Below are 15493 nucleotides of genomic sequence, written 5' to 3'. Positions count from 1 at the left end.
CCGACCAGCTCCGCCGATCACCCGTTGCTCAACCCGCACCATACGGCGTAAAACCCGCCGAGGCTCTAACTGCAGCCGGATGAAAATTCAGTGGCAGGTCACTGGCCTTGTACATTTCTGAGATACGGCGCGAGTACAACGTCGATTTCAGCCAAGTAGGCATATGTCGTGGCGTGGGGAACGTAGCCATGAAACACTGTGTTCGGGCATTGGGCCAGCTTCGATGTCCAATACGCTAAATCGCTGGGTGTTCCCCCGACGATATGAAATGTCGCCCAGCCGCATCGAGGCGCAATAGCGCTTATGATCTCATCCCGACATAACCGATCTTGAACGTGCCAGTGAGGCTGCATGTCTCCACGTTCGGTGGAACCGGATCCGCGCCATTGGGCGCGATGAAAAATTTTCCGGCATGTTGAGGAAAAGACAGATGCTGTCGTCCCGCAGACGTTGCGACGTGGGTGACCAGCATACTGAATGCCTCCAACCCTATCAGTTTGGCAAGGCGCCGACGCTGACGGCTGCTCAAACCGCCAATCGGATGGTGAAGCTCAAACATCGTGAACCGGAAAATTCCGGCGGAAACAAGCGCTACAGTAGCCGAGCGTGTAAAGATGACATCCGGCCTCAGCCAGACCGCAGCAAGAAGGGCCAACACGGCAAAAAGCTCCCGGCCGGTCACAAGCCAAAAGGGTACGGGAGAACGCGGAATGGGAACTCGGTGTTCAATCCGCTTCCTCGCGCCTCTATGAATACACGGGATCATTATGAAAAGAGAATACACGGGATCATTATGAAAAGATCGCGCGCGAATACGCTAGCAGGACCTCCGCACCGGCAACCCGAAAAGCATGACACATCTTTGCGACATGTGCCGCATTGGCGGCCGGCGCTGGGACGTATGCGGAATGTATATAGAGAAGCCGCATCCACAAAGCCTATCTTTCAAGCTTCTGTGCCGCAAGCAATCAAACGGTGCCCAAAGACCACAATCGGCAATGCGCGAACAAGTGCTTGCAGTAAGGGCGATAATCGACAACAGACTGTAGACCCATTCCTGAGGTGCCGGCCCCGCACGCGAAGCTCTAGCTTAAGCTTAGCCGTTCAGGTCGAGCCACCGCGCCGCCGTTCCGGTTGCCTCAGCAAAGTCGAGCGCCCTTTTTCGCGAGCTTACGGCAGGGCCCGCGACAGCTCCCGTCGCCCTTCACCGGATAGGTCCTCTGACCACAGCGGTCATCAAAGCCCCAGCCAGCCAGCAATGATGTTGCGCTGTATCTCCGAAGTCCCGGAATAGAGCTTGCTGCCAATGGCATCGCGCACGGCACGTTCGACTTCGAATTCGCTCAAGAAACCATAGCCGCCGAAGACCTGGACGACATCGAGCGTAGTGCGGACTAGCGATTCGCTCACAAAGAGCTTCGAAACGGCGGCATCGAGGGATACGGACTCGGAGCGCTCAAGGCCCCACGCCGCCTTGTAGGTGAGGAGTCGGGCCGCCTCCACCTGCATCTTCATGTCGGCAATTTTATGGGCGACCGCCTGGTGCTTGGAGATGGCTTGGCCGGACTGATGTCTGGTGCGCGCATAGGCCACTGCCTTTTCCAGAAGCCGCTCCATCGTACCTACATGGCCGGCGAATAGGCACGCCCGCTCCCAGTCCATGCTATGGGCGAATAGCCTCGAGCCGCCGCCCACTCCGCCGAGAACGGCGTCTTTCGAAACGAGCACATTCTCGAAGACAAGCTCCCCGATCGGAGACGTCCGCAGCCCCATTTTTTCGAACTTTTGCGCGACCCGATAGCCCGGCAGCGTGCAGTCCATCAGGAAGCTCGTGATCCCGCCGAAATGACCCTTGGCGAAGTCAGTGATAGCAAAGACGACGGCTATATCCGCCACCGGCCCGTTGCTCACGAAGGTCTTCGTCCCGTTGACTATAAAGCCGTCGCCATGGGGCTCCGCCCTGGTTTTCATCGCAAATGCATCGGAGCCCGACTCCGGTTCGCTCATCGCATTGGCTGCGATCAAAGTGCCATCACAGAGCCCCGGAAGATATCGATTCTTCTGCTCTTCAGTGCCGAACTTCCAAATCGGCACAACGCCGGCCAAAAGGTGGGCGCAGATCGAGAACACCAAGCCGGAATCCTCGCAGCCGTAGCCGAGCGCGTCGATTGCAATGGCCGTGGACAGGGAATCGAGACCGGATCCGCCGTAGGCTTCGGGGACTGGCAGGCCGGTCAGGCCCATTTGCGCGCAGGCCTGCCACAACTCGCGCTGGAATATTTGGTCTCGGTCGCGCTGCCTGACATCCTTGTTGAGCTTACCTTGCGCGAAGCGAAGGATCTCCCCGCGCAGGATACGCTGCTCCTCGTTCAGCGCGAAATCCACTACTCCATCCTTATTAGATGCTGGTAGTCGATCTTATCCGTCGATGTCTTCGGAAGTAATGGCTGATGCGAGAACCAGTCCGGGGCCATGTAGGCCGGCAAATTGTGAGCGCAGAACCGCTTCAGGTCGATGAGTGACAGCGCAGCACCGTTGCGCGAGGCATAGAACACTTTAATGGAGACGCCCGACTCCTCCGAGCGAGCGATCGCCGCCACCTCGGAGATCGCTGGATGGCGATAGAGTGCCGTCTCGATCTCGCCAAGTTCGATCCGATATCCCCGCCTCTTGACCATCCGGTCGCGTCGACCGCGGAAGATGTAGACGCCATTATCGCCTTCGATCACGATATCGCCGGTCCGGTACCAGCGGCCGGTTGAATCGACGTGAAAAGCGCCGCTTGTTCGCTCAGGCAGGTTCCAATAGCCCAGCATCACGGGCGCGCCGCTGATTGCGAGCTCGCCTTCCTGGCCTCGCGGCACGTCGCGGCCCTTCGCATCAATCACGCGCGCCTTAACATGCGAGCAAGAGCGCCCGATCGGAAATGGCGCTGTGCGGTCTTCGGCGATCGTCTGCGGGATTTCGTAATAGGTACAGACGTTGGTTTCGGTTGGGCCATAAAGATTCAGGTAGCGGGGGCGCGGAATCAGAGCCTTCAGCCTGCGCAGATGCTTGACCGGAAAGACCTCGCCGGCAAATAGAATGAACCGAAGAGTGTGGTCGTCGCGAGCATTAAGGCCGCCGTGCTCGACTAGAAGCGTCAGTACGGAGGGCGTGGAATACCAGACGGTCAACCGCCGCTCCGCGATAACCGAGGCCATTCGGGCCGGATTCTTGCCGAGCTCTTCACCGATCAGGAATACGGTCGCGCCGTGCTTCAGCGGTACGTAGATGTCGAGGAGGGACAGGTCGAAGTGGAAGGGCGCATGAGAGCAGAAGCGGTCATTCTCGTCAGGGGCGAGGATCTCGGAGCACCAGTCCACGAAGCTCGAGCCATTACGATGCGTCAGCATCACACCTTTCGGCTGGCCGGTCGAGCCCGAAGTGTAAAGCACGTAAGCGAGGTTCTCCGGCCCCGGCCGCGCCGATTCGTCCTCCACCGCCAAACCGCCCTCGGCTTCCATGCGAGCCAGGTACGTCGAGAGCGGCGAGGAACTGTCGGACCCGTCGAGCGGCAAGAGCCGAGGTTCCGCATCTAAGCGCGCTAACTCGCAGCGCAAAGCTTCGGCTCGGAACGCCTCCACGAAAATCGCGCGCACGCCGCAGTCGGTGAATATGAACGCGTTACGCGCAGGCGGCGCCAGAGAGTCGACGGGCACATAGGCCGCGCCGACCTTCAAGATGCCGAATAAAACAGCGAGCGAAGCGATCGATTTTGGAAGGCAAATGCCGACGCGATCCCCCGGACGGACGCCTATCCGACGGAGATAGTCGCGCACTCGGCTCGACAGCGTGTCGAGCTCGCCGTAAGTGATCTGCCGCCCGGAACTCGCCTCGACGGCTGCGCACCTACCGCTATGCCGCATCGCGCTCTGTTCCAGATATTCGTGTAAGGTAGCGACCGTCATGACGGGCTCTATGTAGACGCCTGCTTGGATTGGACGAAATTGGCAATATGGGCGATGGAGTTCAGGTTCTCTGGCACGAGTTCGTCGGGGGCGATTTCGATACCGCAGGACTTTTCTAGGTAGGCAACGAGCTTAAGCGTCGCCAGCGAGTCGAGAATGCCGCCATTTATCAGCTCCGTTGAATCCGTCAGATTCTCCGGCCTTTCACCGGGCAGGAACTCCTTCAATATGAAGTCCTTTGCCATTGTCCTAATCTGGATCGCGTCCATTGTTCCTCCTTTTGTGGAGCAACCGCAAGGTTCAGGGGAATTAGATCCCGGCGTTGCTGCAGCACCTCGTAAAGCTTGTCGGCGATAAGCCGATGGCCAGCGGCGTTTGGGTGATCATCCCAAGGTGCTACTTGAAGGGTCCGCCAGTCGTGCCCGTCATACACATTGGAAAGATCGAGAACGTTGAATCCAGCCTCGGCAGCGAGGCGCCTCTCCATCTCGGGACTGGTCCTCTCGTCTGGTCTGGGTAGATAGATCCAAAAGACCCCGACACCTTCTCGTTTCGCAGCTTCCACGATTCGAGAATAGATCGCACGCAGAAGTCTTTCTCCGTAGGGCGTGAGCTTTCTTTGAAGCACCTCGCGGTCGGCGCCGGGATCTATCCCGCTTTCGCGTACAATGTCGCGCACGAAGTCGTAGCGATATGCGGAGCCGTTCTGGATTGCTTTCACGAGACGCTTTAGCATTCGTGGAATAAGCGCGCTGTGCTCGAAGTAAAAAATGTACTGTGGTTTGAATGCGAGCACCCGATCCTCGGTGATGGCCAGAATGTCCAGGGGAACATAGCCCCCAACGGCAAAGTTCAGCACCTCGTAATCTCGATACCCTCTGTCGGCCGCCTGCTCATTCAGCCGCCGCTCCAACAAGCCCTCAAAAACCTCTTCATCCGCGACACCCTCGCCGAAGACGTGCGAAGAGCCGACGACTGCAATTCGTAGGGTGCCGGGAGAAGGGATCTTCTCGTAGTCCTGATCTCGCATGCCCCAGCGGTTGATGTGGACCCGGGTTCCCTTAAAGTCTGCTTGGGAGAGTGGACGCAGATAGGTCGTGGGAAGCGCACCTGTGAACTCACTCAGCGGCGTTTTGTCTAAATTCTCCCATCCCTCGTCTCGTCGTTGGCCGTAGACAATCCACAGTTCTGGGTTAAATGCGCTGACATTGACGAGGTTCTCGTAGTAGCCGCGCTCCAGGTTCGCGCTGTCGCGGCTATTGAGGTTCGGCATTCTAATGTCGGCCATTGCGGTACTCACCGTCTCGCCGAGGCCACCGCGACCCCCCAGGAGCGAGGTGCAAACCGCGATCAACCCGCAGACACCGACCGACGCAACCGATCGCCAGAAACTGTACTGGCGGTCGGCGGCGCCACGCGCGAGCGCAAGGGCAGGAATGCCAATTATAGCTGCCACCGTGACCAGCACGAGGGCGGGCGTCATTTTGCCGGGACCTTCCACGCCCACGGTGTCGAAGACCGAGAACCATTGCGGGACCGAGCTCGCGCTCCAAAACGACCAAAGGAGCGAGATGACGACGAACACGCCGATGGTCCGGCCCGCAGTTTGCAGCGCACCGTTCCAGCTGAGTGCACCGCCACGCAGGCGCCGCGTGCGACCGTGCCGCATTTCATAGAGGGCGTTGACTGTCACGAGCACGGCCAGGATCATCCAGAAGAGGAAGTCGTTCCAAGTGAATACCCAGGTGCCACGCAACCAAAACCACTGATAATTGTGTAGCAGCCACGTCGCGAGGAACGCCAGGAGTGTCGCGCTGACGACCGCCACGCTCTCTCCCCAGCGTCGAAAACGAAAATAAACGGGATAGTATACAATTTTCATTATAAAGTCTTTCCAATATATATTTATTCGACGCCAGAAGTCTGTAAAGCTCGAGGAAAGGAAATAGAGATTGTGGGTTTCTGGAAGATTGAATCCAAATAAATGAAGAATCCCGCTGATTACGTGAAAGGTTCCTGAAATCTTGAGATAAAGCAAAAACGGCCAGATCATGAACTGCAAAAGCTCAACCTGATTTTGTACATCCTCTGCATCGATCACAAATCGCTGATATACGATGCGGTAGCATATCAAATGGATAGCACCGCGAAACAGCAACTGAATACCCGTTTGATAGATATAGTGCTGGTCAGCATTGTAGTAGCTGCTACGGAAAGTCCTAAAATCTACGACTGGAAAGAGCGGGAAGCACACATTCGGCAACATAAAGAAATACGCGAGCCGTTCCGACAGCGTCGACATTCTGTGTTCTCGCCGCATTTCGTATACATAGACGATCAGACGGAACATGAACATGGAAGCGAGCACGGGCCAGATGGCGTGCGTCCATGGGGTCGCTATCCAATCCATCCGTGCGGCGGCGAGCCCGCAGCCGGCGCCAACCAGCACCAGCACTCTCCATCCAAAAGCGATCGGCAGGCGAGCAATTTCGATCAATACGAGCCCAATGACGACGATCCAGGCAGCATCGATGAGGCCCTCAAATCTCCAATGATGCCAGTTGGGCCCAAAGTTACCAAAGACGGCGGCGATAGCCGCGAACGAGAGCAGCACGAAAAACGGCAGCCGGTAACGCTGTGGCAGGAAGTAGTGCACGCACCAGCCGGCGAGAGCGACGAGCAGGACGCGGACAAGCGCAGTAGTCTCAAGCCTGAGGAGATAGACGAGCGTGATGAAGAGGGCCAACTGGCCGGCTATGGCTAACCAAGCCAGAATGCTTCTCGGGTCAGACTCCGTAGGACCCGTCGACCAGGGAAGGATCAATGTCTTCATGTCAAGGCCACGGATCTCTTGATCGATGCCGGCGCACATCGACAATAAGCAACTTTGGGGCACGCGAAAGTTCCCCGAGCTGCAGCCAAGCGACCTCTGCCATTGGCTCCTGTCCCCTGGAAAAGGTAAGCGCACCGCTCCCTTAAACCGTTGCCTTGACTAATCTTTCAACGAGTCCGATTTCGCGCAAACGCGTTAAGCAGAGACATTAGCATGGAAGTATACCGCCAAATAATCATTCCGCTGTGCCCAGGGTAACAGCGACATGTCTCTGAGACGTTTAAATCAATTAGGCTCAATCTGAGCGACTGGGATAACCCCCTCCTTATGGAACGGCATGTGCGGCATGCACCCATCGATGCGCGGCTGGGCATGGGAACGTAGCCATCCGATGGATTCAGCGCGATCGGTGCGGCGATATGAAAGCACGGGATTCGGAAATCAAGATCGACATGGGGCATCGACTGCGGATCGTTCATGTCATTACCCGTCTCATCAATGGCGGTGCTGATGAGAATACTGTCCATTCCTGCAATTGGGCCGCGCAAGGAGGACATGATGTTGTCCTACTTCACGGCGAGACGGTCCACCCGGAAATCATAGCTAGAGTGGACCCGCGGGTGAAACTCATTGGCGTCCCGAGCTTGACCCGGTCCATTTCGCCTGTTTGCGACGTGAGGGCATTGTTGTCGCTTACCCGAAGGTTCCGCTCGTTGAATGCCGACATCGTGCATACGCACACCAGCAAGGCAGGCATTCTCGGGCGTTTCGCGGCATGGGCGGCGGGAGTTCCAGCGATCGTTCATGGCGTGCATATCGTGCCTTTTGTCAATGTCGGCGTCGCCGAGCGGTTTGCCTATCTCGTCTTGGAAAAGCTGGCAGCACCACTCACCAGTGCGTTCATCAGTGTGAGCGAGGGCATCCGTGATTTGTGCTTAAGCGCAGGAGTGGGACGTCCGGACAAACATTATGTGGTCCATTCCGGATTCGATCTCGATCGTTTTCGCAACGCCGGTCCGCCCGATGATTGGCGCGATTTGTTGCGCTTGGCACCGGACGCGCCGCGGCCGCCTGTGCTCTTGATGATCGCTGCATTCGAGCCACGGAAGCGACACACGGAATTTCTGGACGTTTTCAGGAAAGTCGAGATCCGCTTACCCGACGCGGTGCTTGTGCTTACGGGCGACGGACCGCTTCACTCGGTCGTCGAATCGCGGGCCAAATGGCTCGGGCTGGAGCGCCAAGTGGTCTTTACCGGTTATCGGGACGACCCCGAGCGGCTGATCGCGCTCGCGGATCTCTGCCTGCTCTGTTCCATGCGTGAGGGACTCCCCCGCGTGGTCATGCAATATCTCGCCGGCGGCAAGCCTTGCGTCGCTTGCGATCTGCCAGGTCTTCGCGACGTGCTCCGCCCTGGTATCAACGGTGTGATTGCACCCGCGCACGATTTGGCAGCCATGGCCGACGCCATTGCAGCCCTCCTTGAGGATCGTGAAAGACTGGCTGGCCTCGCCCAAGGTGCCGCGGCGACTGATCTTTCGAACTGGGACGCCAGGCTGATGGGCAAGCGGATCGATGCCATTTACCGCAAAGTTCTTGACCAGCATTGGGCAAGCAAGGGAGTGTCAGCAAGGCGTCCTGTCCGAAATGTTGCGCTTCCGCGATGAACGGGTGTGACCTATGCGTTTTACAGTGATCGATAGGTTATCGGATTGGATAGCGGTGCACACTTTGCCGATTTCGAGTATAAGGTGGAGTGCGTCGTTCTAGACGAGGGGCTCGGTGCGCTGAAGGCGGTGAAATGCCAAAAAACGGCATCTTCTTTTTTGCACGTGGGACGGGTTGTAATCTTGGTGGCCGCCATCGTCCCGAGGAACGCTATCCGGCGGATTGATATGATTGTAACAGAAATTGCCTCTGCGCATCCGATGAAGTTCCCGCGAGCCGAAGCTCGTATTCTGCTCGTGCTCCCAACTTATTTTCCTGAGTCATGTGGCGGCGCCGAACAACAGACGCGGCGATTTGCCCGGGTGCTGGTTGAAAGGGGCGTTTCCGTAACTATTATAGCACCCAGGTTGTCGCGCTCGACGCCAAAACGGTCCGCCATCGACGGGGTGCCCATCCAGCGCCTTCGCTTGCGCGCGGCGCCGAATTTAGGCGGGCGGCATATACTGTCGTTCCTGTCGTGGTGTGTGCAGGTTGTGGTCTGGATGCTGCGCCATCGCGACGAATTCGATGTCGTATATATCGTCCATGCCCGACTTCACGCCGTTCCGGCGGCATTGGCAGGAGCCCTCCTGCGCAAACCGGTTCTCGCAAAATTGGGCCGGGGCGGACGGTGTTTCGATCTCGACGTTGTGCGCGAAAAGAAGATCATCGGTCGCTGGGCCTCCGCCCTGATCAAACGTCACGTCACGGCCTTCATCGCCAATAGCCGCCAAATCGCTGGTGATCTGAGGAGACATGGCATCGACGCGCATCGCATTCACATGATTCCGAATGGGATCGATCTGCCCCGCAAGCCGCGCCGCGAGCCGAGCGCCGATGGCACCCGACGCTTTATCTGCCTTGGCCGCCTCGAACCGGAAAAATGCCTCGAGCACATGATCGATGCGTTCGCGGCACTTCCCGCCGAGGCAAAAACGCAACTCACTATACTGGGCGATGGGCAGTGCCACGTCCCTCTCGAGGAACAGGCGGCCCGGTTGGCCCTTTCCGGCAGGGTCACATTCGCCGGCGCGATCGAAGATGTGTTTCCCTTTCTGTGGGAGGCTGATTTCTATCTTTCCACCTCGGTGTCGGAAGGCATGTCAAACGCCCTGCTCGAGGCCATGAGCTGCGGCGTGGTCCCGATCATCACCGATATCAGCGGTGCGTCCGACATTGTGGAACATGAGCGCAGCGGCTTTTTGGCTCGCTCGCATGCCGAGTATTGCGGACTCCTTCTTCGCGCGCTCGGCCTATCGGAAGCTAAGCGCGATGAGATGGCGCGGCGCGCAGTACAAACGATCGCTGAGCGATTCAGTATCGAGAGGGTTGCCCAAGAGCAAATGAAGCTCTTCGCGGCTCTTCTCAAGGAAAGGACATCTTCGCTCCGCGTCCGGGGTATGAACCTCACATGAAGCTCATTCTTCATATCGGCACTCAAAAGACGGGCACCACAGCGCTACAGCAATTCCTGTGCGCGAATGCAAAGAACCTCCGCGAGCACGGCATTCACTATGCCACGCCTCCGCACGAGTTCAATTTCAAGACCAATACGCAGTCGTTGTGCGGACCGGATAAATTCTTGCCTTTCTTTCTGCATCATCTGAGAAAGGCTGAACAAGACGGAGCGCACACAATCATCGCAAGTTCCGAAAATCTCTATTCTATGGTCATACACCTGATGCGCTTCATGGCCAAGATGTCCAGCGCTGATGCCCTGTCGGAGCGCAGTTTGATCGAACGTTTGCGCGATTCCATTCCGGCGAGGGTGGAATGCCATGTGCTGTGTTATGTGAGAAGGCCGGATTATTATCTCGAGTCGTTGTACAATCAGCACGTCAAGCGCGGTGTTCTGTTCACGGGAGACGTCATCGATTTTCTGAACATGATCGAGGATATGCTGGATTATCATCGCTGCCTTTCAATTTGGCGCGAAATCTTTGGGAAAAACGCGTGTTCGGTACGGGTGTACGAGTCGGCCCTGCCGAATGTGATCGATGATTTCATGAAGAACGTCGTCGGGATCGACGATATCTCCGCGTTTACGTGGCCCTGTCTTCGCGCCAATGAACGCCTGAGCCGGGACGTCTTGGAATATAAGCGCCTCAGGAACGAGCACATTCTTTTTTCTGAACGGTGGCTGGAACTCAAGATTTATGAATTGGTCGATCGGAGAGTGACGAGCCCCAACAATAATCACGAATACCTCTCACCCGATGAAAGAGCCAGCCTCCTGTCGAAGTTGCAGCCCAGCATGGAGCGGCTACGTACGGAGTTCTGTCTGCCGAGTTTTCCGGAATTCGATCTCGATGCGGCCAAGGCAGCCTGGCAGCCCTATCCGGGACTTTCGCTCGAGAAGAGACGGGAGATCGAAGTCCACCACAACGCTGTTCAAGATCAGATTGGCTTCCGTCTGGAGCGCCTTCTGAAGCGGTGGATCTCCTTGACGCGGAAGCGGCTGCCTCTTCTCTCATGGGTTTTCGACGTCACACACGGCAGCGGAATCCGCAGATTGCTGCTGGAGGCAACTAGGCGGTTTCAGTGAGTGACTGCTATCTCCGTCTCTGAACGGGCGCCAAAGAATAGGGATGGGACAGATCTGGGGCAAGCGAGCTTGGATGAGGTCATTGAACATAAGGACCTGACGCGAAGGGCGGCCAAGGGGCTCTCGTGGTCGGGAGCCGCATTGTTGGCCCGGATCTTATTGAATCTCCCGGTCACGGCCATTCTCGCGCGCCTCCTTCCCCCCAAGAGTACGGCGCTGTCGGCGCCGCGCTGATCATCGTGGACATCGGCAATCGCATTGCCAACCTGGGCAATGTCGCAAGTCGTGGTCCAGCGGGCGGATCTCGAAAAGCGCCATATGGGAACCGTGGCATTCCTGTCCCTGCTGATCGCCGCTGGCTCGCTGTGCTTCAATGGTTGTTCGCGGGCGTGATCGCCGATCTCTTTCATGTGCCGGAGCTCAACATTGTTTCCCGCGTGCTCGCCTTCATTATGTTCGCAAACGCGTTCAACCTTGTGGCCGAGGCGGTTCTCTCGCGGAACTTGAAGTTCAAAGTCTCCTCGACGGCGAACTTGACGGCATGGATTCTTGCCAACGTCGGCTTGGCTATTCCGCTTGCCTATCTCGGATTGAGCTATTGGGCATTGGTGATCGCTGCCATGGCCGAGGCAATTTTTCTTTCTGGCATTTACTTGATTACCGCGAGAAGGTATCTCGCTAAACCGCGCTTCGACCTGCAGTCCTATCGTGAGATCCATAAGCAGAGCCTGGGATATTCCTTGGCCGGAGTTTCGGACTTCGGCGCCCAATACATTGACAAGATCATCGTCGCGCGTTTGGTCGGGACCACGGACCTTGGCATCTACACGAGAGCGTTCATTCTGATCACAATACCGGCCATTCTATTTGGAAACCTGAGTAGAACGGTCGTTTTCCCGTTGCTGTCAAAAGTGCAGACCGACGAGGCCAGGTTGCGCACCGCTCAGCTGAAGGGCCATGCCTTGACCGCAGCCCTCACCCTCCCGACCAGCGCGTTTCTTTGCTGCTTCTCCAAGGAGATCGTCCTGACAATTTTCGGCCCTAAGTGGATAGATGCAGTGGTTCCGATTGCCGTATTTTCCGCGGCGATCTATTTCCGCGTCGGATTCAAAGTGTGCGGCGCTGTCATGCTTGCCACGGGCCGCAGCTACCGCAGCGCGTCCATGCAGATTGTCAACGCGGCGCTTGTGACATCATTCGCATTTTTCGCGGCGCCTTATGGAGTGAGCGCGGTAGCGGCGGCCGTGTCGGGTGCCATTCTAATGAGTTTCGTCCTTTATTCCGTCATTAGCTGCCGCATAACCGAATTGTCATTCGTGGATTTCGTGCTCGTCCATATCCCGCCAATCGCTTTCGCCGCCGTCATCTACGCTACTGGGTTTGCGGTCAGGATGCTATTCGCCGGCTTACCGCACTATCTTGTACTGGCAGTTGGGGCTTTTGTCATAGGCACGTTATCTGCCGTTACTGTCTATTTGAGAGCTTCGCTTCTATTCGGGAAATACGGGGTGGATGTCCTGCAAACCGTAGCGCCCAAGAAAGCAGCATGGCCCAAGTGGATTCCGAGCTGACTTGCGACCGAATACGGTTACATGCTACTCTTCGGTAGTCATAACAACATCCGGAGAGGAACCGATCATCCGCCAGACAATCGACGATCTGCTCCGCCCAAAACGTGCTTGGAGTCGAAGCCGGTTTCACCATATGCTTTCCATCATTTGGGAGTAGGAGCATCTAATGCTTGCGTCCAGAGAGGGATCACAATGATCCAACGATCAAGCGGCCACTCTTCTGGAACTCGGGAGCGGATCGGCAGACTTCTTGTTCCTGTTCCGGATGATTACTTCATTCGGCCGCCCTTTTCGACGTATCAGACAGTGCACGTGACTAAAGCGTGTCGTGATTAATTGGCCTCATATCCGGCAGCCTTGAAGAGGTTTCTGCATTCGGTTGGCTCGAACAGATGGCAGATATCGCCGAGGGCCTGGCAGAGTGCGTCGAAGGTTCTGGCCGCCTTCTTTCGCAGCCGTGCCTTGAGTTTTGAATAGGCCATCTTGACGTTGCCCCCAAGTTTTATCCAATCCTGAGTTCGCTCCGGCGATCATTGTTGCCCTGTTGGGCGGTTTGAGCGACGGGCACAGGCGCGGAGCTGATCATGGTGCGCAGCGCTGTGTCCCGTCGCGGGGTGAAGGTGTGGGCGAACTCGAAGGGGGTCTGCCATCCGAGCCGCGAATGTGGGCGATTGATGTTGTAATCTGTCCGCCAACTACTGGCCAAGACCGCGCGAGCCTGCGCCAATGAGGTGAACAGCATCTCGTTCAGCAGTTCGTCACGGAGGCGACCGTTGAAGCTCTCGATGAAGCCGTTCTGCATTGGCTTGCCCGGCGCGATATAATGCCAGTCGACGCGGCTTGCATGCTTGCATCGGCCCAGGTAAGGATCGCATTGCTGGTCAGTTCGCTGCCATTGTCACTGACCACCATCTTCGGCTTGCCGCGTTCGATCATGAGCCGATCGAGTTCGCGGGCAACCCTCACGCCGGACAGAGACGTATCCGCGACCAACCCCAGGCACTCGCGCGTGCAGTCGTCGACGACGGTCAATATCCGGAAGCGACGGCCATCGGTCAGCTGATCCGACACGAAGTCCAGTGACTAACGGTCGTTGGGCGCAAACGGGGACCATCATCGGTGCCCGCGTTCCAATGGCCGCTTGCGGCCGCCACGGCGCCGAACGGCAAGCTTCTCCTCGCGATAGAGCCGGAACAGACGCTTGTGATTGACCACATAACCTTCCCGCCGCAGCAGCACGTGCAGGCGGCGATAGCCGAAGCGCCGGCGCTCATGCGCGATCGCCTTCATCCGCTCCCGCAGGTCACCATCGTCGCCACGGCTCGCCTTGTGGCGAACCGTCATCCGGCAGCAGCCGATGGTCTTGCACGCCCGCCGCACGCTCAACTCGAATGCCCTTCGAAGATGCGCGACAGCCTCTCGCTCGGCAGCGGGCGTCACCATTTTTTTCCGAGAAGATCTTTCAAAGCGGCATTGTCGAGCATGGCGTCCGCCAGGAGCCGCTTCAGACGAGCGTTCTCATCCTCCAGCGTTTTCAGCCGCTTCGCTTCCGACACGTCCATGCCGCCATACTTCGCCTTCCATTTGTGGATGCTGGCGTCGCTGACCCCGTGCTTGCGGCACAGATCGGCCACCGAAACTCCGGCCTCGTGCTCCTTCAAAATCCCGATCATCTGCTCTTCACTGAAACGGCTGCGCTTCATTCTCTGGTCCTCGCGTTGGGCCAGAGCGAACTTCAAACCGGATTAAGCCAAAGGGGCAACGTCACAGCGGCAAGAGTTGTATTCGACCCACCAGTGACTGTTTCATTGTCTGTCGAGTCGCCTTCGATCCGATCATTACTTCCGAATGAGGAAGGCTCCGACCTGCTGCGGTAGCGCACAACAGGGAGTTTCATCCTTCAGAAATTCATCAACCGCTGCTTTGGCGCCTGGGAATGAGACAGAATTGTAGTCATCCACGATGAGCCAGCCGCCAGGCACAGTGCGCGGATAGAAGAACCTGAGGCTTTGGAGTGTCGGCTCATACAGGTCCACATCTATATGGGTAAGTGCAAAACGCCTATCGGCAACTTCAGGAAACCGCTCTGGTATCCAGCCCGCATGCACACGTATAATATCGAACCGTGCCAAATTCCGGCACAAAACTTCCTCCGGAAACGCGAAGTGCGCACGCATACGATCAGTCTGCTGCTTATCTCGTTGAAGCCCCACATTGTCGGCTTTGACGAACTGTGAGAGGCCCGCGAAGCTATCGAAAATATGGAGCTCTCCACGGCGATTGTGCAGTTCCATCAATCGCGCGATCAGATAGGCAGCTTGACCGCGAAAGGAGCCGCACTCCGCGAAATCGCCTTCGAGCCCAGAACCGAGGACCGATCGAAGACAGTGGTAAAGGCCAGCTTGCCGAAGGAACTTTCTAGTCTGGTTGCGATTGTCATCCTCAAGCGAAGTCGCTTGCCGCGCCTCCTCGAAAATTAGTGAATATTCAGCGCCGGGCAGAAGGTGGCAATTCCTCTTCACCAACTCCTGAAAGGTGATATCACTTTGTCTTCCGACCTTACGTGTAAGAACCCTGAGCCTCTCCCACCTAGCTCTCCACAAAGAAGCTCGCCGGTTCATATCCATCTTCTCCTCCTGGCATCCAAACGCACGGATTGCACGGATTATAGTAGTCGAGTAGCGGAGAGGAATTTCACCTCTCCGCGCTCACGAAACCGGACATGACACTCTCGCGTCATCCGGCTTCTATTTTCCAGCCGTTGGTCGGACACCTATCTTCCACTGACCTGCCACTGAATTTTCATCCGGCTGCAGTTAGAGCCTCGGCGGGTTTTACGCCGTATGGCGCGGGTTGAGCAACGGGTGATCGGCGGAGCTGGTCGGGG

At 57.1% G+C, this 15493-nt stretch carries 11 protein-coding genes and 1 pseudogene; 4 read left to right on the top strand and 8 right to left on the bottom strand.

Annotated features, from left to right (window positions below):
* Positions 1–301: 301 nt before the first annotated feature.
* The 5 genes from NKH23_RS33265 to NKH23_RS33245 form a co-directional block, all read right to left on the bottom strand.
* Positions 302–658 carry a hypothetical protein gene (locus NKH23_RS33265; RefSeq protein WP_352917365.1) on the bottom strand — a complete coding sequence of 119 codons (357 nt, stop codon included), beginning with the start codon at positions 656–658 and terminating at the stop codon, positions 302–304.
* Positions 659–1236: 578 nt separating this feature from the next.
* Positions 1237–2385 carry an acyl-CoA dehydrogenase family protein gene (locus tag NKH23_RS33260; protein ID WP_352917367.1) on the bottom strand — a complete coding sequence of 383 codons (1149 nt, stop codon included), beginning with the start codon at positions 2383–2385 and terminating at the stop codon, positions 1237–1239.
* Positions 2385–3950 (bottom strand): amino acid adenylation domain-containing protein, encoded by a 1566-nt coding sequence (locus NKH23_RS33255; protein ID WP_352722035.1) that lies wholly within the window; start codon positions 3948–3950, stop codon positions 2385–2387. Before NKH23_RS33255 ends, NKH23_RS33260 begins: the two co-directional genes overlap by 1 nt.
* A gap of 8 nt (positions 3951–3958) precedes the next feature.
* Positions 3959–4195, bottom strand: coding sequence for an acyl carrier protein (locus NKH23_RS33250; protein ID WP_353017782.1), 237 nt, complete (start codon positions 4193–4195; stop codon positions 3959–3961).
* Positions 4174–6783 (bottom strand): SGNH/GDSL hydrolase family protein, encoded by a 2610-nt coding sequence (locus tag NKH23_RS33245; protein WP_353036562.1) that lies wholly within the window; start codon positions 6781–6783, stop codon positions 4174–4176. The genes NKH23_RS33250 and NKH23_RS33245 overlap by 22 nt, the downstream gene beginning before the upstream one ends.
* 419 nt (positions 6784–7202) lie before the next feature.
* Here NKH23_RS33245 and NKH23_RS33240 point away from each other — a divergent pair, with 419 nt between their 5' ends.
* The 4 genes from NKH23_RS33240 (at position 7203) to NKH23_RS33225 (ending at position 12606) form a co-directional block, all read left to right on the top strand.
* Entirely contained in the window at positions 7203–8450 is a 1248-nt protein-coding gene (locus tag NKH23_RS33240) for a glycosyltransferase (protein WP_352722040.1), read from the top strand.
* A 45-nt stretch (positions 8451–8495) separates the two neighbouring features.
* Positions 8496–9905, top strand: a complete 1410-nt coding sequence (locus NKH23_RS33235; RefSeq protein WP_352722042.1) for a glycosyltransferase — start codon at positions 8496–8498, stop codon at positions 9903–9905.
* A complete protein-coding gene (locus tag NKH23_RS33230; protein ID WP_352722044.1) occupies positions 9902–11035 on the top strand; it encodes a hypothetical protein in 1134 nt (377 codons plus the stop codon). Before NKH23_RS33235 ends, NKH23_RS33230 begins: the two co-directional genes overlap by 4 nt.
* 125 nt (positions 11036–11160) lie before the next feature.
* The gene (locus NKH23_RS33225) at positions 11161–12606 is read left to right on the top strand and encodes an oligosaccharide flippase family protein (protein WP_353017784.1); all 1446 of its coding nucleotides are present in this window, start codon (positions 11161–11163) and stop codon (positions 12604–12606) included.
* Positions 12607–12938: 332 nt separating this feature from the next.
* Here the strand turns inward: NKH23_RS33225 and NKH23_RS33220 are convergent, their stop codons facing one another.
* From NKH23_RS33220 to NKH23_RS33210, 3 genes and pseudogenes are all read right to left on the bottom strand, one after another.
* Entirely contained in the window at positions 12939–13088 is a 150-nt protein-coding gene (locus NKH23_RS33220; RefSeq protein ID WP_502909286.1) for a hypothetical protein, read from the bottom strand.
* 20 nt (positions 13089–13108) lie between these two features.
* Positions 13109–14309: pseudogene (locus tag NKH23_RS33215) on the bottom strand (IS3 family transposase).
* Positions 14310–14444: 135 nt separating this feature from the next.
* A complete protein-coding gene (locus NKH23_RS33210; protein WP_352722252.1) occupies positions 14445–15233 on the bottom strand; it encodes a TylF/MycF/NovP-related O-methyltransferase in 789 nt (262 codons plus the stop codon).
* Between the last annotated feature and the right edge of the window lie 260 nt (positions 15234–15493).

The sequence above is a fragment of the Mesorhizobium sp. M1328 genome (genome assembly GCF_040318075.1).
In the GTDB taxonomy this organism is placed as follows: Bacteria; Pseudomonadota; Alphaproteobacteria; order Rhizobiales; family Rhizobiaceae; genus Mesorhizobium.
Note: the sequence above shows the minus strand (reverse complement) of the source record. Positions and strands in the feature narration are given on the sequence as shown.

Bases quoted from the DNA above. Each gene is read 5' to 3' on its own strand.
- NKH23_RS33255 (WP_352722035.1), bottom strand. From the start codon at position 3,950: ATGACGGTCGCTACCTTACACGAATATCTGGAACAGAGCGCGATGCGG.
- NKH23_RS33250 (WP_353017782.1), bottom strand. From the start codon at position 4,195: ATGGCAAAGGACTTCATATTGAAGGAGTTCCTGCCCGGTGAAAGGCCG.
- NKH23_RS33245 (WP_353036562.1), bottom strand. From the start codon at position 6,783: ATGAAGACATTGATCCTTCCCTGGTCGACGGGTCCTACGGAGTCTGAC.
- NKH23_RS33240 (WP_352722040.1), top strand. From the start codon at position 7,203: ATGAAAGCACGGGATTCGGAAATCAAGATCGACATGGGGCATCGACTG.
- NKH23_RS33230 (WP_352722044.1), top strand. From the start codon at position 9,902: ATGAAGCTCATTCTTCATATCGGCACTCAAAAGACGGGCACCACAGCG.
- NKH23_RS33220 (WP_502909286.1), bottom strand. From the start codon at position 13,088: ATGGCCTATTCAAAACTCAAGGCACGGCTGCGAAAGAAGGCGGCCAGA.
- NKH23_RS33210 (WP_352722252.1), bottom strand. From the start codon at position 15,233: ATGGATATGAACCGGCGAGCTTCTTTGTGGAGAGCTAGGTGGGAGAGG.